General features: G+C 65.2%; 14 protein-coding genes and 2 pseudogenes. 6 read left to right on the forward strand and 10 right to left on the reverse strand.

Annotated elements, in window-relative coordinates; all coding sequences use genetic code 11:
- The first annotated feature begins 112 nt into the window (after positions 1-112).
- Positions 113-646: a GNAT family N-acetyltransferase gene (locus tag QFZ69_RS18620; RefSeq protein WP_306913497.1), complete on the forward strand. Its 534-nt coding sequence runs from the start codon at positions 113-115 to the stop codon at positions 644-646.
- Here QFZ69_RS18620 and QFZ69_RS18625 read toward each other — a convergent pair whose 3' ends face one another.
- Complete coding sequence (locus QFZ69_RS18625) at positions 647-2782, reverse strand: glycogen debranching N-terminal domain-containing protein (protein WP_306913498.1); 2136 nt, start codon at positions 2780-2782, stop codon at positions 647-649.
- Positions 2783-2821: 39 nt separating this feature from the next.
- A complete protein-coding gene (locus QFZ69_RS18630) occupies positions 2822-3910 on the reverse strand; it encodes a glycosyltransferase family 4 protein (RefSeq protein WP_306913499.1) in 1089 nt (362 codons plus the stop codon).
- Between the two features lie 241 nt (positions 3911-4151).
- Here QFZ69_RS18630 and QFZ69_RS18635 point away from each other — a divergent pair, with 241 nt between their 5' ends.
- Positions 4152-4859 carry a DsbA family oxidoreductase gene (locus QFZ69_RS18635; RefSeq protein ID WP_306913500.1) on the forward strand — a complete coding sequence of 236 codons (708 nt, stop codon included), beginning with the start codon at positions 4152-4154 and terminating at the stop codon, positions 4857-4859.
- 61 nt (positions 4860-4920) lie between these two features.
- Here the strand turns inward: QFZ69_RS18635 and QFZ69_RS18640 are convergent, their stop codons facing one another.
- Entirely contained in the window at positions 4921-6324 is a 1404-nt protein-coding gene (locus QFZ69_RS18640; protein ID WP_306913502.1) for a GntP family permease, read from the reverse strand.
- Between the two features lie 48 nt (positions 6325-6372).
- Entirely contained in the window at positions 6373-6918 is a 546-nt protein-coding gene (locus QFZ69_RS18645) for a gluconokinase (RefSeq protein ID WP_306913504.1), read from the reverse strand.
- 188 nt (positions 6919-7106) lie between these two features.
- Between QFZ69_RS18645 and QFZ69_RS18650 the strand changes: the two genes are divergently transcribed.
- Both QFZ69_RS18650 and QFZ69_RS18655 read left to right on the forward strand, forming a co-directional pair.
- The gene (locus QFZ69_RS18650; protein WP_306913505.1) at positions 7107-7841 is read left to right on the forward strand and encodes a FadR/GntR family transcriptional regulator; all 735 of its coding nucleotides are present in this window, start codon (positions 7107-7109) and stop codon (positions 7839-7841) included.
- A 125-nt stretch (positions 7842-7966) separates the two neighbouring features.
- Positions 7967-8605 carry a TetR/AcrR family transcriptional regulator gene (locus QFZ69_RS18655; RefSeq protein WP_306913506.1) on the forward strand — a complete coding sequence of 213 codons (639 nt, stop codon included), beginning with the start codon at positions 7967-7969 and terminating at the stop codon, positions 8603-8605.
- On the opposite strand, the gene QFZ69_RS18660 is transcribed toward QFZ69_RS18655, so the two are convergent.
- Both QFZ69_RS18660 and QFZ69_RS18665 read right to left on the reverse strand, forming a co-directional pair.
- On the reverse strand, positions 8602-9276 hold the full coding sequence (locus tag QFZ69_RS18660) for a LytR C-terminal domain-containing protein (protein ID WP_306913507.1): 675 nt from the start codon (positions 9274-9276) through the stop codon (positions 8602-8604). The two genes, QFZ69_RS18655 and QFZ69_RS18660, sit on opposite strands and share 4 nt — an antisense overlap.
- The gene (locus tag QFZ69_RS18665) at positions 9269-9568 is read right to left on the reverse strand and encodes a type II toxin-antitoxin system VapB family antitoxin (protein WP_264355918.1); all 300 of its coding nucleotides are present in this window, start codon (positions 9566-9568) and stop codon (positions 9269-9271) included. The genes QFZ69_RS18660 and QFZ69_RS18665 overlap by 8 nt, the downstream gene beginning before the upstream one ends.
- A 176-nt stretch (positions 9569-9744) precedes the next feature.
- On the opposite strand from QFZ69_RS18665, the gene QFZ69_RS18670 reads away from it, so the two are divergent.
- Together QFZ69_RS18670 and QFZ69_RS18675 are read left to right on the forward strand one after the other, a co-directional pair.
- A complete protein-coding gene (locus QFZ69_RS18670; protein WP_306913509.1) occupies positions 9745-10659 on the forward strand; it encodes a hypothetical protein in 915 nt (304 codons plus the stop codon).
- A gap of 104 nt (positions 10660-10763) precedes the next feature.
- Positions 10764-12398, forward strand: a complete 1635-nt coding sequence (locus QFZ69_RS18675) for a stealth family protein (RefSeq protein ID WP_306913510.1) — start codon at positions 10764-10766, stop codon at positions 12396-12398.
- A 6-nt stretch (positions 12399-12404) separates the two neighbouring features.
- On the opposite strand, the pseudogene QFZ69_RS18680 reads toward QFZ69_RS18675, so the two are convergent.
- The 4 genes and pseudogenes from QFZ69_RS18680 to QFZ69_RS18695 all read right to left on the reverse strand — a co-directional run bounded on the left by QFZ69_RS18680 (position 12405) and on the right by QFZ69_RS18695 (position 16820).
- Positions 12405-13348, reverse strand: a pseudogene (locus QFZ69_RS18680) (phosphodiesterase).
- 253 nt (positions 13349-13601) lie between these two features.
- Positions 13602-14813 (reverse strand): formaldehyde dehydrogenase, glutathione-independent, encoded by a 1212-nt coding sequence (fdhA, locus tag QFZ69_RS18685; protein WP_306913512.1) that lies wholly within the window; start codon positions 14811-14813, stop codon positions 13602-13604.
- 282 nt (positions 14814-15095) lie between these two features.
- Positions 15096-15347 (reverse strand): annotated as a pseudogene (locus QFZ69_RS18690) (glutathione peroxidase); the annotation flags it as partial.
- Positions 15348-15356: 9 nt separating this feature from the next.
- Positions 15357-16820, reverse strand: a complete 1464-nt coding sequence (locus QFZ69_RS18695) for a M23 family metallopeptidase (protein WP_307000482.1) — start codon at positions 16818-16820, stop codon at positions 15357-15359.
- Positions 16821-17436 lie beyond the last annotated feature (616 nt).

The raw sequence follows: 17436 nt of genomic DNA on the forward strand, positions 1-17436 counted from the left end.
GGCGCTGAGCGGTGCAAGGCACCACCTACTAGAGTTTTCGTACAGCTGCGCCATCGGCGTCCTCGGGGGCGTCAGCTGGACAGGAGCGCACCCACTGGCCGGGAGGTTCACCATGACGCACGTAATCAGGAAGGCCACCGCGGACGACGCCGGCAGCCTGGCCGAACTTGCCGCCATCACCTTCCCGCTCGCCTGTCCGCCCGGGTCCCCACCCGAAGACATCGCGGCGCACCTGGCCGGCACGCTCAGCGCCGACAACTTCCGCGCCTACCTCGCCGACCCCTCCGTGACGGTGCTAGTGATTGACGCGGCCGGCGAACTCCGCGGATACAGCCTGCTCGTGGCCCGTCCCGCGCTGGACCCTGACGTGGCGTCAGTCCTGACCGAGCTCCCCTGCACCGAACTCAGCAAATGCTATGTCCACCCGGACCATCACGGCCTCGGCGCTGCCACCGAACTGATGCACGCCAGCATCTGCTCAGCCGCCGCTTCCGGCGCCCGCGGACTCTGGCTGGGCGTAAACAGCCAGAACGCCCGGGCCATCCGGTTCTACCAGAAGGCAGGATTCCGCAGGGTCGGCACCAAGACCTTCAAACTCGGCAGCACCGTGGAGCACGACTTCGTGATGGAGCGGGGCCTGGTGTAATCACCTGCCCAGGTTTTTGTCCAAGGGCGGACGGGGATCATTGCTGAGTTTCAGATGGGACGGCAACCCCTCAATGCGTTCCGCACCATGGCTGGCTCGAATCGTGACCTTGGAGTGCCCAAGAACCACGTTGTCCGCCCGGAACTCGCTGATCTCCTCCGGCAGGATCGGCGCCAGGTGGACGGCATTCCTGGTGAAGTCCGGATCAAAACGCAAGAGGATCCGGGCCAGCTGGATCGGGGCGGCCGCTGCCCAGGCCTGCGGTGAGCACGCCGTGGGGTAGGGTACCGGCACGGGGAAGTCCCGGCGGTCAAACCCGCAAAACAGCTCCGGCAGTTGGCCGCCGAAGAAGCTGGCGGCATCAAAAAGTCCACTCGCAAGCCGGCTGGCCTCCTCCACGAACCCGTAGCGCATGAGTCCGGTTGCCACCAGCGCCGTGTCATGCGGCCAGACTGAGCCATTGTGATAGCTAACGGGGTTATACGCCGACATGTCCGAGGCCAGAGTGCGTATTCCCCAACCGGAGAACATTTCCGGCGACAAAAGGCGTTCCGCGACAGTTGGCGCCTTTTCCTCGTCAACCAGTCCAACCCACAGGCAGTGGCCCATGTTGGAAGCGCAGGAATCTACCGGCTGTTTGTCCTTATCCAGTGCTATGGCGAAGTACCCCTTTTCGGGAAGCCAGAAACGGTCGTTGAACGCTACCTTCAGGGCCTCAGCACGTTCTGCCCATTTCAGCTCTGAGGCGCGATCCCCCAGCGAACGGGCCAGCAAAGAGCGCCCAACGTACGCTGAATAGACGTAGCCCTGAACCTCGCACAGTGCGATAGGCGGCTCCGCCATCCTGCCATCGGCGAAATTGATGCCGTCCCACGAGTCCTTCCATCCCTGGTTCAGCAGTCCGTGGGGATTTGGCCTCAGGTACTCCACGAAGCCATCGCCGTCGCGGTCCCCGTAATGCTCGATCCATTCCAAGGCACGGTCGGCATGGGGCAGCAGGACCTCGATGGTGTCCTCAGCCAGTCCCCACCGGCTGAGTTCGCCTAGCAGGCTGACGAACAGCGGAGTAGCGTCGACCGTCCCGTAGTAAGCGCTTCCGCCGCCTAGTGCCAGACCCGCGCTGACACCAAGCCTCACTTCGTGGGCGATCCGTCCTGGTTCTTCCTCCGAATCCGGGTCCACCTTGGTTCCTTGAATGTCGGCCAGGGTTTGCAGCGTTCCGGCAGCCAGATTCGGGTCCACCATGAGGGACATATAGGAGGTAAGCAGCGAATCCCGGCCGAAGAGCGCCATGAACCAGGGTGCCCCGGCGGCAACAGCGACCCTTCCCGGGTGGTCGGAATCGAAAATGCGCAGGGACCCGAGGTCGGCCTGGCTTCGGTTCAGCACGTTTTGGACGTTGTGGTCCGAAACGGTGATGCGTGGCACGTTTTCCTGCCACTCGACATGTCTCCGAACACCCAGCCGCTGGTGCGGGGAGTCCGCCTCCGTAAAGGGTTCGTCCGGCCTCATCCCGTTGATGACTGGCACGACGATAAGACTTGTTGACCATTGCCCGCGGGGCGCGATTTCCAACCGAAAAGTCAGGGCACGCTCCTCCACCTTCGCTCCGGCGGCACGGACAGCCGTACCGCGTCGCTGCCCGCCATGCACGGCTTCGACATAAAGCTCGCCATCGCGGACGCTCCTGCTGACGGCCGCCCCGTTTCCTACCCGGCCGGCTTTTACATCGAACAGGTCCGCCTGGTCAGCGTCCACGCTGAGTTCGACGTCGCACACGGCACTGTCGGAAGAGTAGTTGCGGATGGTGATGTCATCTCGAAGCCCAGGCCCAATATGCCGCTGGTGCCGGACCACGAGAGGACTGTCAAACCTGCCGTCCACCCACCGCGCCCGGCCGACAAACGTTGCATGGAACGCCGCGGGTTTCCGGGCCAGCAGGGGTTCCCGGACAGCTCCGTTGATGCGGAGAATCCAGCGGGACACAATGCGGGTGTCCTGGTAGAACACGCCCTGCGAACCACCGTCGTGAATGTCCCCGGAGTCTGACGAGATGCAGAACGAGGATCCTTCGACCACAGTCACGGCGTCAGCCGCGGATGCACCGGCTGTCGTATCGGCGTTCCAGGCAGTCATGGGGGTTCCTTTCGACGGGCGGACGCTGCTCATGCCCGTTCAGGCACCGCGCGTCAGCGGATCCTGTATCTGATTTTCGTGCAAGGCAAGCCGGTCCAGAACCCTGGTGGGCAGCTGCCCTTCCAGGATTCCGACAAAGAGCTTCAGATGTTCGGCAACCATGCGGTCAGAACTGAACCGTGTCTCAACAGTTGCACGGCACGCCGCCCGGCTGAGCGCGGCGGCCTGCGGCAGCAGTGCCGGCAGTTCGTTCACCGGGGCAAGGAATCCAGTGGTGCCGTGGTCTACAATTTCCGGGGCCGAGCCAACAGGGGTGCCCACCACCGGTGTGCCGGTCGCCATAGCCTCTATCATGACAAGGCCAAATGGCTCAGCCCACTGGATCGGGTTAAGGAAGGCCAGGGCTTCGCCCATCAGCACGTACTTTTCGGCATCCCCCAGCTCCCCTATGAACTCCTCATTCGCTCCCAGAATCGGTTTCACCACTTCCCGGTAATAGCACACTTCCTCGGGCTCGCGGATTTTTGCCGCGATACGCAGGGGGACCCCGGCCTCGCGTGCAATCGCGATCGCCTCCGTGACACCCTTGTCCGGGCACATCCGCCCCACGAAACACGCGTAGCCGCCCTGTCCCTTGCCTACGGGCACGGTGGATAGCTCGAGTCCGTGGTAGATCACCTGGGTGACGGGCACGGTAGGAGCGTGGCTGACCTGATCACGCGAAATTGCGATGATGCTGGCGTTCCCGCCGATGGCCCGGTAGATGTCGACTGCCGAAGGGTTCAGGGGGCCATGAATAGTAGTGACCACGGGGACCGACGAGGGTCGGTGCAGGTACAGCGGACCGGCCAGTGTGTGGTCGTGGACGATATCCACTTTCCCCAACCCGCCATACGCCCGGATAATGTGGCTGAGCTCCGCAAACGAGGTCCCCATTGCGGCGGCTTCCGACACCCTCATTCCCGGGACACGGCCAACGGGGCACGTGCTATCGGACGGGGCAGCCAACAGGACTTCATGCCCCGCGGCAACAAAACCGCGGGCGAGGACGTCAACCACCCGCTCGGTTCCGCCGTATGCCGGCGGCGGAACAGGAATCCACGGTCCCGCTACTAACCCTATTCGCATCGCAGGCTCCCCCGGTTGCCGAGCAGGCTGGTCCCGCTCGATGGGTGCAAGCATCCGTTTCGTATTTCGGCGGATTCAACAATTGCGCCCGGATGTAAGGCAACCGGGGCCGACTGGATCGCCTATTTCAAACGATATTGCCAGATGCGATTCCGGGCAAGGCTCGGACGGTCGCTGGCTCTGTGGCCTATCCAACAGCACTCAAGGGAATGGGGGAGCTCCGGGCGGGGTTGTGGCCAGCATGAAGATTGAGATCTGGTCCGACGTGGCCTGCCCCTGGTGCTACATCGGCAAGCGCCGCTTTGAAACTGCCCTGGCGGCCTTCCCGCATCGCGATTCCGTAGAGGTGATGTGGCGCAGCTACCAGTTGGATCCCACCCTCCCGGACCACTATGAGGGCACCGAGCTGGACTACCTGAGCACGCGCAAGGGGATGGCACCGGACCAGGTCTCCGGCATGTTCGAGCATGTGGCCGCCCAGGCCAAAGGTGAGGGCCTCAACTACCGCTTTGAAGATGTCGTGGTTGCCAACAGCTTCACCGCTCACCGCCTGATCCACCTCGCCGCCGCCCACAGCAAGCAGGATGCCGCGAAGGAACGGCTGCTCAGCGACCATTTCGAGCACGGCAAGGACATCGGCAACCAGGATTACCTCACATCCCTGGGGCTGGACCTCGGAATCGACGCCGGCGAAGTCGCGGAGCTGTTCAGCACCGACAAGTATGCCGCCGACGTCCGGCAGGATTTTGAGGACGGCCGGGCGCTCGGCATCAACGGGGTCCCGTTCTTCGTGATCGACCGGAAGTTCGGGCTGTCCGGCGCCCAGCCGGCCGACACCTTCACCGCGGCACTCGAACAGGCATGGCAGGCAAGCAACCCGCTGGTGCTGGTCAATGCCAGCGGCGACGGCGGCGGCGAGGCCTGCGGACCCGACGGCTGCGCTGTCTGACGTCCAGTGGCTCAGTTTTCGGCCTTCACCGCCTACTGCTCAGGGTTGTTGGGCAGAAGCGCTAACCGGCCAGTCCTGCGAGGCCGAAGATGGCTGCCGCGATGGCGAAGCCCATGGTGCCGATCAGAGTTTCCATGACGGTCCAGGTTTTCAGTGTGGTCTTGACGTCCATACCGAAGAAGCGGCCCACGAGCCAGAAGCCGGAGTCGTTGACGTGGGAGACCACGACGGAACCGGCGGCAACGGCGATGACCAGGGCGGCGATCTGCATGCCGTTCAGTCCCGCCGTCGCAACGGCCGGAGCGATGAGGCCTGCCGTGGTGGTCAGGGCCACGGTGGCGGAACCCTGGGCGATGCGCAGGATCGAGGAGATCAGGAAGCCCGCCAGGATGAGCGGGATGCCCAGGTTCCCCAGCACATCGGCCAGTGCGTCACCGATGCCTGACGCCCGCAGCACTCCACCGAACATGCCGCCGGCACCGGTGATGAGGATGACGGAGCAGACCGGACCCAGCGAGGATTCGAGCAGCTTCTCCAGTGCGCCGTTGGTGGTTCCGCGGCGGGCGCCGAGAACGAACATCGCCACCAGCACTGCGATCAGCAGCGCCACCGGGGTTTCACCCAACGTGCGGAGCACCTGGAACCACTGTTCGTCCTTGACGGACTCCGCCAGGACACCGGAGGCGGCCAAGGTGTTGAGGCCGGTGTTGATGAAGATCAGCACGAGCGGCAGGAGCAGCAGTCCGATGATGGTGCGGAAGCGCGGCGGGTGTGATTCAGCTTCGGCGCTGGCATGCCCGAGCAGTTCCGGAACCGGGAGTTGCATGCGCTTGCCGGTCCATAGGCCGTAAAGGTAGGCGGTGACGTACCAGGTGGGGATTGCGGTGAGGAGGCCCGCGATCGTGACCAGGCCGATGTTGGCTTCAAAGAAGGCCGACGCCGAGACGGGGCCCGGGTGCGGCGGCAGGAAGATGTGCATTACGGAGAACGCGCCGGCGGCGGGAAGGCCGTAGCGCAGCACGCCGCCGCCCAGCCGGTGGGCCACAGCGAAAACGACGGGGAGCATGACCACGAGGCCGGCGTCGAAGAAGATCGGGAAGCCGAAGATCAGGGAGGCGAGGCCCAGGGCAAAAGGGGCACGCTTTTCGCCGAAGATCCCGATCAGGTAGTCGGCCAGGACCTTCGCTCCGCCGCTGGTTTCCACTATCCGGCCGAGCATCGCGCCCAGGCCCACGAGCAGCGCCACGGTTCCGAGAGTTGTTCCGAAGCCGTTGATCAGCACCGGCACCACTTGGTTGGCGGGTATTCCCGTGGCGAAGGCGGTGGCGAGGCTGATCAGGATCAGTGCGAGCAGCGCGTGCATGCGCAGCCGGATGATCAGGAACAGCAGGACGCCGATCGCGGCCGCCGCGATGAGCAGCAGGGGGCCTGCGCCCATCGTTTGGGTCCATCCTTCGATGACCATGGTTCTCCTTTGAATCAAATGTTGGGGTTGGAAGATGAAAGAGTTAGTTCAGAGAGCGCAGGGCGCCGCGCCCGAGGGAATCTTCAGCGCCGCCACGATGGCCTCGATGAGCTGCCCCGGGGACTGGGAGATGTCCAGGCGGAGGCTTCCTTCCGCCAGTTCCTCCGGGCTCAGCGGCTCGAGGGTGGCGAGTTGGCTGGGCAGAAGCGTGGGCGGCATGAAGTGGCCTTCACGTCCGTGCATCCGCTCGCTGATCAGGTCCGTCTCGCCGTGAAGGTGGATGAACAGGACTCGGCCTTCTGCCTCTGACAGGAGCTGGCGGTAACTCCGCTTGAGGGCGGAACAGGTGATCACGGTGCAGTGGTCGGCCCGTGTTTGTGCCGTCATCCAATTCCGGATCTGGAGGAGCCAGGGCCAGCGGTCTTCGTCCTGCAGCGGCACACCCTGGCTCATCTTGTGGATGTTCGACTGGGGATGGAACTCATCCGCCTCCGCGCAGGACCAGCTCAGCTGGCTGGATAAAGCCGCGGCAATCGTGGACTTACCTGAACCGGCAACGCCCATCACGATCAGGTGCGTGACTGGATACGGCATTTTTACCTCCGGGGAAGACATCTTTGGCTCGTGGATGAAGCTCATCGTGCAGCCCGCTTCGGACTGCGCTGGAGAAAAGGTATCATCAATTCTCGATATAGATACTACCTATTCATGTCACAGGTCATACCTTTACCACTGATCTCCGATACGCTGTAAAGACCCTGGCGTAGACGGAAGGCAGGATCATGTCGACGGCGACAGAAGACCACGCGGATAACAGGCACAGCCGCATCGCGTCCCCCGCCATGCACGAACGCGTGCTTGACGCTATCGGCGTCGCACTCGCGTCAGGAGCGCTGCCGCCGGGAAGCCGCCTTACCTTGGAGGCGCTCCAGGGTGAGTACGGTGTGTCCCGGACGGTCGCGCGCGACGCGATGAAGGTCCTCGAGTCAATGAATCTTGTGTATTCGCGGCGCCGCGTCGGCATCGTGGTGCAGCGCCGGGAGCTGTGGAATGTTTTCGATCCCAAGTTGGTGCGGTGGCGCCTGGCTTCCGATCGCCGTGAGCAGCAGTACAGCAGCCTCACGGAGCTGCGCATCGCCGTCGAACCCATTGCCGCTGCCGGGGCTGCCCGCCGAGCCAGCGCCGCGGAGCGCAGCCGGCTGGTCTCGCTCGCAGCCGACATGCGGCGCTTGGGTGAAGCCGGGGAGCTTCAGGCTTTCCTGGAGGCCGATATCGCCTTCCACCGCCTGCTGCTGCAGAGCTGCGGCAATGAGATGTTCACGGCTCTGGAAGGGATGGTCGCCGAGGTGCTCACCAGCCGGACCCAGCAGGGACTCATGCCCTTCAAGCCCCGGCCCGAAGCCCTCGAAGCCCACGAGGAGGTAGCGGCCGCGGTGGCCGGCGGCGACGCCACGGCGGCCGAGACTGCCATGCACCACATCCTGGATGAAGTCCGGAATGCGATGGGGCTGCACTAGAGGAGCGCCGGGAGGTCTGCGGGTTGAGCCTGAGGGTTCTTGTTGCATAGTTGGCCAATGGCTGGACCCGGGCGGTGAGCGCCCGGGTCCAGCGGTTTGCTGACAGATCGCGCTAAAGTGTCCGTATGCCCAGGATCTCGGCCGCGAGCAACGCCGCCCAACGTGCCGAGACCCAACACCGCATCCTGACCGCGTTTGGGGAATTGCTCTTCACGCACGGCTTGCCCGGACTGACCATGACGGACGTCGCCCGACACGCGAGGATCGGCCGTACAGCTGTCTACAACTACTACGCGGACATCGAAGAGCTCCTGATCGCCTACGCGCTGGATGAGACCGAACGGTTCCTGGTGGACCTCCGGGAGTCGCTGGACGCGTTGGAAAACCCGGTGGAGCGGCTGGCCCTTTACGTGCGCGCGCAAGTGGAGGACCTCAGCCGCCGGCATCTTCCGCCGGGTCCGGCCATGGGCGCGGTGCTCTCGCCGGCGTCGTTCGCGAAGCTCGCCGTCCACGTGGGAGAACTGAGCGTCCTGCTGCAGGGAATCCTGCGCGAGGGGATGGCCCAGGGCTACCTGCCGGAGGCGGATATCGACCAGCTGGCGCAGCTCATCCACGGCACGCTCTCCTCCAGCGCGGCCCGGGGCAACGGCACGGGCCAGGACTCTGACGCCGAGGCGCGGATCGGGCGGACGGTCCTGTTCATCCAGCTCGGCGCCGGCGCTCGGTTCGACGACGCCGGGAGGCCCGTCCGGACCGGCGGCTAGCCCGTGGGCGACGCGGTCGGCATGACCGGCCAGACGGAGTCGTCCACGATCCGCCGGTCCTCCCGCGGGCAGCTGAGTTTGCCCGGTGTCTGGTCCACCAGGTCCGGCTGGGCCAGCTCCCTGAAGTCCCCGGTGAGGATGATGTCCACGCTCGCGTCCGTGCGTCCGTCCTGCAAGTAATCCGAGCCCGGCAGGTTCCGCTGCACAGTGAACGCGGCGGCCTGGCCGGCCGCACCGGAGACGACCAGTGCCACGCCCCGGTAGCCTGACGTGGTGTTGCTGACCGCCCCCACCACGAACTTGCGGGCGGCCAACTCGTCCGCCACGCTCCGCGCCAGCCCCGGTCGGTTGGTGGAATTGAAGACATTGAGGTTGATCTTTTCGGGCGGAACGTAGTCATACGTCGCCTCCGGGCACAGCGACGCAGCAGCGCCGCTGCGCTCCGTCGTAGGCAGCGTGATTTGGCCGTTCATGATCGCCAGGGCGACAATGATCCCCGCCGAAATGAGGCCGACGAGAACCACCAGGACGACAGCATGCAGAATGCGCCTGCGCTGCCGGACGGGATTGTCCAGCGTGTCGTCCTGTTCCTCGAAAGTGGCCCGGAGTTCGGAACCCGTGACGACGCGGTGCCCATGGAGGACGGTGACGTCCTTCGGCTTTCTAGCCATCAATCACCAGGACGCGCGCGTGAATGGCCGTGCGCTGGTGAAGGGCGGTCCGCACGGCGCGGTGCAGTCCATCCTCCAGGTACAGCACGCCTTTGAACTCAACAACGTGCGGAAACAGATCACCGAAGAAGGTGGAGTCCTCGGCCAGCAAGGCTTCGAGGTCCAGCGTCCGCTTGGTGGTCACCAGCTCATCCAGCCGGACCGGGCGCGGCGGCAGTGCGGCCCAGTCTTTGGGCGTGTTGTAACCATGGTCGGGGTACGGGCGTCCCTCGCCCACAGCTTTGAATATCACCCTGCAAGCCTAGGGAACTTGGACGGTCAAAGGAATCAAAGACTGCCGGAGGGATGAGGTTGTGGCCAAACGGTAACCAATTGTCACACCGGCCGCTGCCGACCGTCACAGGCCACACCATCGCGCCGCCTGGGCAACCGCACATGCCACGGCCCGTCGGCTGACAGAATGGGAGCATGACTGCACTCCAGACGCCCGCTGCCCCCTCGCCGTCGGCTCCCCCGCTGGCCCTACTGCTCGACGTCGACGGACCCGTGGCCAGCCCGGTGACGCGGGACGTGCAGCCCGGGATCATTGCGGACATGCTGGCGCTGGCGGCGGCGGGAATTCCCGTCATCTTCAATACGGGACGCTCGGATGCCTTCATCCGGGAGCAGGTGATGGAGCCGATGATCGCGGCCGGCATGCCGGCGGGGACCCTCATCCACGCGATCTGCGAGAAGGGCGCCGTGTGGTTCAGCTACACCGCGGAAGGCCCCGGCCCCGTACACGTCGACAGGGACCTCGCGATGCCGCCGGCGTTCGGCGATGATGTGCGCCGCCTCGTGGCTGAGGACTATGCCGCCCACATGTTCTTCGACGAGACCAAGCGGGCCATGGTCTCCGTAGAGCAGCACGTCGCCGTCGCCAACTCCGATTACCGCGCCGAACAGGAGCTTTTCGACGCTGATGCCATGGACCTGATGGGGCGGCACGGTCTCGGGGTCGTCCGGCTCGACCACCACGCCCCCAACTCGGACGACCAGATCGACTACCGCGTGGATCCCACCATCATTTCCACGGACATCGAATCCGTCCGGCTGGGCAAGGACCTGGGCGCGAGCCGGGCCGTGGAACTGCTCGCAGCCCAGGGCATCACACCCCAGGCCTGGCGCACGGTGGGCGACTCCCGCACCGACTACGCCATGGCCGACTGGCTGCACCACAACGACCATCCGGTGAAGCACGTGGATGTCCGCCCGGCCGACGGCGTTCCGGTTAAGCCCTATGAGGTGCTGACCGCAACGGACCTGGGTCTGGGCGCGGATGTCATCCACGACGACGCCGGGGCGGCCTTCCTGCGCAGCTGGCGGTCCGCCGTCGCAGGCTGAACCCCCGCGCTACGGCGCCGCGCCGGCGATAACGGCGCCGAAACGGCAGATGGCCCACGACGAGGCGACGGATGTTGCGCGCCGATTTTGGGCGTCGCGTTATCATGCAAGTAGGTACATATTCACGCACAGAAGCCCGGAGAACCGACATTACAGAAGCACTGGTCCAGGATGAGATCTACTACGGCAGCCAGGCATCCGAGGACGCCCACGAGGAGGTCACCTCCGCCGCGGCCGTCGCCAGGTTCAGGACCCGACCCGACGTAGTACGCCGGCGTGGCCGGTATGCGCTGATCAATGAAAACCGCACGCCGTACCAGGCGATGGTCGAAGATCTGCTGTTCATCCGATCCGTCCTCGCCGCCGCCGGCCTGGACTATCTCCTGGTCCGCGGCAACAACGACCGGCCGGTCATCGCCGTTGACTGGAAAAACCGCAAGGAGCTCCGCGACGCGCTGGTGGACGCCTGCCGGGACGAGCCCTTCTACTCCATGAGCGTCGACGCCAAGAAGAAGTCGTCGGTGCTCGTCGCCGACGGCGAGCTCTCCCTCAACCGCCAGTCCCGGATTTTCAGGCTGTACCGTCCCCGGCTGGAGCCTGAAGGCGGCTTCGAGTTCGGCGCCTCGGCGGGCGTCCAGCTTGAGCTCTGGAGCTTCGAAGGGGACCAGCTGATCCTCCCGATCGAAAACTCGCTGACCCGCCGGACCCTGCTTGCCCAGGACGCCGTCCGCGGCACCGTGGAGCGTTACGGGCATACCTGGCCGACCATCGAGAACATGTTCGCGGACCACGCCAGCGACATCAGTTTCGACATTGACTTGGTGTTCTCCTGGGTGGATGGCAGCTCGCCGGAGTATATCGCGGCCCGCCGCGCCCGGATGGCGGGCGTCGTCGTCGGTGAAGGCGACGATCATGAGGCTCGTTTCCGCCAAATCGACGAGCTCAAGTACGCCCTGCGCTCGATCTACATGTTCGCGCCCTGGATCCGCCGGATCTTCATTGCCACGGATTCCCCCGCGCCGTCCTGGCTGGCGGACCATCCGAGTGTCACGATCGTCCGCAGCGAGGAGTTCTTCGCCGACCCCACCGTGCTGCCCACCCACAATTCACAGGCAGTCGAGTGTCAGCTCCACCACATCGAAGGTCTCTCCGAGCACTTCCTGTACTCCAATGACGACATGTTCTTCGGACGGGCCGTCTCGCCGGACTTGTTCTTCACCCCGGGGGGCATCACCAAGTTCATCGAGGCGGAAACCAGGATCGGCCTGGGCGATAACGACGCCGAGCGCAGCGGGTTCGAGAACGCCGCCCGGGTGAACCGCAAACTGCTCTGGGACCGGTTCGGCCGGATTACCACCCGGCACCTCGAGCACGCGGCCGCTCCCCTGCGGCGCAGCCTGGTGGCCCAGATGGAACAGGAATTCCCCGCGGAGTTCGCCAAGACCGCCGCCAGCACGTTCCGCGCGGCGGACAACATTTCCGTGACCAACTCGTTCTACCACTACTACGCGCTGCTCACCGGCCGCGCCGTCACCCAGACGGCGGCCAAGGTGCGATACGTGGACACCACGGCTCGGGCGGGACTGAACTACCTGCCCAAGCTGCTGGCTAAGCGGAACATGGATTTCTTCTGCCTGAACGACGGCAGCTTCCCGGAGGTTCCGGCGGCGGAACGGGCCGAACTGGTCACGGACTTCCTCGAGAAGTACTACCCGATCAAGGCGCCCTGGGAGAAGTAGAGCGGCTTAATTGCGGGTGGTCAGCCGGCTGTGGCCCGGTGTCCTGGCTGGATCTTCGAGCTTGGCCTGCCGAGGGATCCGGATCCCGGCGGCCGATACCCGCCGCTGGACCTCATCCGCGCTGACCAGCTCGCCAACGGTCGGGGAGTCGCCCAGCAGCACCACGGAATGCACGATCGTGTGTTCATACACGTGGACCAGGTTGAAGGCCTGGCCGCCGTCGCGTCCGCGGGTCCCGCCGACGCGCACGTTCAGGTCCTGGGTGTAGCAGGTAGCGGACGCCACGGATACGGGGATGCCCGCGAAGGTCGCCGTCGTCGAATAGTGCAGGTGGCCGCCGAGGATCGTGCGCACATCGGAGTTCCGCAGCACTCCGGCGAGAGCCGCCTGGCCGCGCAGTTCGACGAGCACGGCGAGATCCAGTACGGACGGCACCGGAGGGTGGTGCAGGGCAAGGATGGTCCCGTCGGGGGCCGGGGTGTCCAGTTCCGCAGCGAGCCATTCCAGCTGCGCGGGACTGATTTCGCCGTGATGGAACCCCGGGACGGACGTGTCCAGGGTGATGATCCGCAGCCCGTCGATGAAGTAGCTGTGGTCCACTGGGGAGTCATCGGCCGGCTGGTCCAGGAGACCGGTGCGGAAGTTGGCACGGTTGTCGTGGTTCCCCATCGCCCAGATGACTTTAGCGCCCATGGCCCGGCAAGCGCGGGTTCGACGATCGCGCGCAGCTTGACGTAGGCCTCGGGCTCGCCACGGTCCGCAAGGTCGCCAGTGAAGACGACGGCTTCGGGCCGCGCGCCGGAAGCGCGGACTTCGTCGAAGAGCTGTTGGAGCATTGAGTCGCTGTCGACTACGCCGTGCAGGCGCTCCGAACCTCCCAACAGGTGGGGGTCGCTCAGGTGGAGTAGGAAATGACGTGGCCGGGGGTGTTCGGCCTCGATGAGCTCCATTGCTACCTTCTTGGTTGGGTGGAAGCGGTGCCTCCAGTGTCCCTCTCAGTAACTTCTATCCAACCAGACATTGGGCAAACAATGTGCAAACGACGGCAGGCATGTTTGAAAAATCGACGTTAAGGCTGCTCAGACTCGTGCCTTGGGTGGCACGGTATCTCGTGGGCGCCCGGGCGGGAACAAGGGAAATGCCGGGCACCGTCCGGACGTCGCGAAGGCGGAGACCGGACGGTGCCCGGCAAGGCGGCGTCTCCTAGCTCAGGTAGCCGTTGGGATTCAGGACGTACTTGGTAGCTGCGCCGGCGTCGAATTCGGCGTAGCCCTTGGGCGCCTCCTCCAGCGTGATTGCCTTAGCGTTCACGTTCTTGGCGATGTGCACCTTGTCGTGCAGGATCGCCATCATCAGCTGGCGGTTGTACTTCATCACCGGACACTGGCCGGTGGTGAAGCTCAGCGATTTGGCCCAGCCGGTGCCGAGACTGAGCGAGAGTGCACCCTTCTTGGCCGCTTCGTCCACACCGCCCGGATCGCCGGTGACGTAGAGTCCCGGGATGCCCAGGGCGCCACCGGCGGCTGTGATCTCCATGAGCGAATTGAGCACCGTCGCCGGAGCTTCCTTGGCATCGTGGCCGTGCCCCCTGGCTTCGAAACCGACCGCATCGACACCGCAATCCACTTCCGGAACGCCCAGTATCTGTTCGATCTGCTCAGCGGGCCCGCCTTCGCTCAGATCCACGGTTTCACAGCCGAAGCTGCGCGCTTGCGCCAGGCGGTCAGCGTTCAGGTCCCCAACAATCACGACGCCGGCACCGAGCAGATGGGCGCTGGTGGCCGCGGCGAGTCCAACAGGACCGGCTCCTGCGATGTAGACCGTCGAGCCAACACCCACACCCGATGTGACGGCACCGTGGAAACCAGTCGGGAAGATGTCTGACAGCATTGCCAGGTCCAAGATCTTCTCGAGGGCCTGGTCCTTGTCCGGGAACTTCAGCAGGTTCCAGTCGGCGTACGGCACCAGGACGTAGTTCGCCTGGCCCCCGACCCAGCCACCCATGTCGACATAGCCGTAGGCGCTGCCCGGGCGATCCGGGTTGACGTTGAGGCAGATGCCGGTCTTGCGTTCCTTGCAGTTGCGGCACCGTCCGCAGGCAATGTTGAACGGCACCGAGCAGATATCGCCCACTTTAATGAACTCGACGTCGGGTCCAACCTCCACCACTTCGCCGGTGATCTCGTGGCCGAGCACCAGGTCCGAGGGGGCTGTAGTGCGGCCGCGGACCATGTGCTGGTCGGAACCGCATATGTTCGTGGCAACGGTTTTGAGGATTACCCCGTGGCGCACCTGGCGCCCCACGTTGGCGGGGTTGACGCCTGGACCGTCCTTGAGTTCGAAGGTGGGGTAGTCAATGTCGATGAGTTCGACCTTTCCTGGCCCTTTATAGGCAACGGCTTTGTTCCCTGTCATCACTTTCCTCCTGGTTTCACGGACCCCACATTGAGTGTCCAGTTGTGATTCACGAAGCGGTATCTGATGCACCCTCCACCGGCATACCTCGGCCACATTGCCGACAGACAGGCAAGACTGCACTGACGGGTTGCCCGGATTCTTGGACGGTGTGGCCAGTCTAGGCGGTCAGAATTCGGAGGGATAGGGGCCCTTATCCCCTGTTATGAGGAGCGGTCGGGCCGACAAACTTTGCCGACGGCCCCGCCGTCCGTCAGGAACCGACAGACTGGACCGCCTCGACAACTCCGGTGAGTCGGGCTCCACGGTCGGCGCAAGGCGGGCCACCACTTCGCCGTCGCGGTTCACGACCAGGAACTTCTCGACGTTCCATCTCACCTGCCCAGGAAGGACGCCGTTCTTGCATTTCGTCAGCTCGGCGGAGAGGGGATGCTGGTTCTTGCCGTGAACGTCGGCCTTCGTGATGGGCGGAAACGTCACGCCGAATTTACGCTCGCAGAACTCGGCGATTTCTGCCTCGGCGCCCGGTTCCTGCAGTCCGGGTTAGCCCCTCGCCGTCCGGGTGGCGGCTGCCTCCGTGGCGGCTGCCGACGGCGTTGCGGTTCGGGTCGTGGGCGACGCTGGATTGGTTGGCGCCGCCGGCGACTTCTTCGGCTGAGCCACGCTGCTGGTGGGAGCCACGGGGGTGGCCGTCGGGACCGGGGTCTTGGGCGCCACAGGGGCCGCGGGTGCACTCGGCGCAGCAGGTGTACTGGGGGACACGGTGGCCACCTTGCTGGTCGCCGGGGCCGGAGCGGTCGTCCGAACGGGCGGGGCAGCCGTTGTTGCCGGCGGGGCCGCGCTTTGAGTTGCTGTTGCGCTCGGCTGAGACGGGGCCGGGGGCTTGGTGGGGGCGGGCGCGGACGAGGTCGCAGTCGACGGCGTCGGCGTCCCCGTTGTCGGGGCGTCCGGCTTCGGCGTCCCCGTTGTCGGGGCGTCCGGCTTCGGCGTCCCCGTTGTCGGGGCGTCCGGCTTCGGCGTCCCCGTTGTCGGGGCGTCCGGCTTCGGCGTCCCGGTCGTCGGGGCGTCCGGCTTCGGCGTCCCCGTTGTCGGGGCGTCCGGCTTCGGCGTCCCCGTTGTCGGGGCGTCCGGCTTCGGCGTCCCCGTTGTCGGGGCGTCCGGCTTCGGCGTCCCCGTTGTCGGGGCGTCCGGCTTCGGCGTCCCCGTTGTCGGGGCGTCCGGCTTCGGCGTCCCCGTTGTCGGGGCGTCCGGCTTCGGCGTCCCCGTTGTCGGGGCGTCCGGCTTCGGCGTCCCCGTTGTCGGGGCGTCCGGCGTGGGGCTGTCCGGCGTGAGCGTCAGACCCGGCAGGGAGGGTATCAGCGGCGAGCTCGGAGGTGCCACAGCAACCGGTGTTTCCTGTACACCGCCAGCGACTTCATGGGCCCGGTCATCCCGGACCGGGATGGCCCACCCGATGCTGGCGTTCGAAGATTTGTTGGCCTCCGGCTCGAAGCTGATCATCTCGAAGGCGCCAAGGGGGTCCACCTGCGTGGTGGGGAGCAGGTTCCAGCGGTGCGGGTCGGCATGGGCTCCATTCAGAATTGTCTCGAAGTGCAGATGGCATCCGGTGGAGGACCCTGTGGTCCCGACCCTCGCAATGACCTCGCCCACCCGGACCGAGTCGCCCTTCTTCACGGCTATGGCTTCGAGGTGGTTGTAGGTGGTGATGAGCCCGTTGCCATGGTCAATTTCCACCCGGTTTCCACCGCCCCATGGGTGCCAGCCGACTGCCCGCACCACGCCCGCGTCGGCGGAGTAGACCCTGGTTCCGCAGGCAGCAGCGTAGTCCTGGCCCCAGTGGAATTCACCGGAGTGACCGGTAAGCGGGCTCGTGCGCAGACCGTAGGACGACGACTCCCGAAGCGATTCCAGCGGCGCCAGGAGCCAGCCCGGCGCTGGACGCTGCAGGCTGGCCGATGCAACGTTCAGCTCCCCCGGTCCGCCGAGCTCCGAGCTCGTCTCAACCATGGAGCGGGTGAAAGCGACCAGCGCCGAGGCATCCGCGGTCAAGGCACCGAGGGCTTCCCCGACGATACTGACTGCGGCCGGAGCAGCCGGAATGGCTGGAATGACGGCGCCCAGCGGCGAAGGTCCAACGGCGCCGGTAGCCGGGGCCGTGTTCGGTGCAGGCTGGGACACGCTGCCCGCCAGACCCTGAACCCCAAAGGTCAGGACGGCCAGGGACAGGCAGAAGCCGCCCGATAAGCAGCGCACGGCAATAGTCCGCGCCTTGATCGGCTTCTCACTCGCTGGGCTTCCCCGGTGTTTTCCCACGATCTGGCTCCTGCATCATGTCCGGCAGACCGCACTCTTCACGGACTCACTTTCCTATGTGACCACAGACGGGTAGGTCTGGGAACCGTAATAACCACTCAGATACGTCCCGAACCGGCTTCTCAGTGCACCCGCATCAGAACCCGAGTAGTGCCTCAGCAGCGGGCAAGTAGTGCCAGGTCCTGAAGCAGGTGTCGGAGCAGGCAGAGCCGGGTATGAACGGAGTTACCGCCACCAGAATCCCGGCCGGGACCTTCCGTTCCTTTTCGTCGGGCGGTTGACCGACGGCCGCAGGTTCGGCCTCCGGCCG

The sequence above is a fragment of the Arthrobacter sp. V1I7 genome (genome assembly GCF_030817015.1).
Classification (GTDB): Bacteria; Actinomycetota; Actinomycetes; order Actinomycetales; family Micrococcaceae; genus Arthrobacter.

Coding starts and splice junctions, on each gene's coding strand:
- QFZ69_RS18620 (WP_306913497.1), top strand. CDS start 113: ATGACGCACGTAATCAGGAAGGCCACCGCGGACGACGCCGGCAGCCTG.
- QFZ69_RS18625 (WP_306913498.1), bottom strand. CDS start 2,782: ATGACTGCCTGGAACGCCGATACGACAGCCGGTGCATCCGCGGCTGAC.
- QFZ69_RS18630 (WP_306913499.1), bottom strand. CDS start 3,910: ATGCGAATAGGGTTAGTAGCGGGACCGTGGATTCCTGTTCCGCCGCCG.
- QFZ69_RS18635 (WP_306913500.1), top strand. CDS start 4,152: ATGAAGATTGAGATCTGGTCCGACGTGGCCTGCCCCTGGTGCTACATC.
- QFZ69_RS18640 (WP_306913502.1), bottom strand. CDS start 6,324: ATGGTCATCGAAGGATGGACCCAAACGATGGGCGCAGGCCCCCTGCTG.
- QFZ69_RS18645 (WP_306913504.1), bottom strand. CDS start 6,918: ATGCCGTATCCAGTCACGCACCTGATCGTGATGGGCGTTGCCGGTTCA.
- QFZ69_RS18650 (WP_306913505.1), top strand. CDS start 7,107: ATGTCGACGGCGACAGAAGACCACGCGGATAACAGGCACAGCCGCATC.
- QFZ69_RS18655 (WP_306913506.1), top strand. CDS start 7,967: ATGCCCAGGATCTCGGCCGCGAGCAACGCCGCCCAACGTGCCGAGACC.
- QFZ69_RS18660 (WP_306913507.1), bottom strand. CDS start 9,276: ATGGCTAGAAAGCCGAAGGACGTCACCGTCCTCCATGGGCACCGCGTC.
- QFZ69_RS18670 (WP_306913509.1), top strand. CDS start 9,745: ATGACTGCACTCCAGACGCCCGCTGCCCCCTCGCCGTCGGCTCCCCCG.
- QFZ69_RS18675 (WP_306913510.1), top strand. CDS start 10,764: ATGCAAGTAGGTACATATTCACGCACAGAAGCCCGGAGAACCGACATT.
- fdhA (WP_306913512.1), bottom strand. CDS start 14,813: ATGACAGGGAACAAAGCCGTTGCCTATAAAGGGCCAGGAAAGGTCGAA.
- QFZ69_RS18695 (WP_307000482.1), bottom strand. CDS start 16,820: ATGGTTGAGACGAGCTCGGAGCTCGGCGGACCGGGGGAGCTGAACGTT.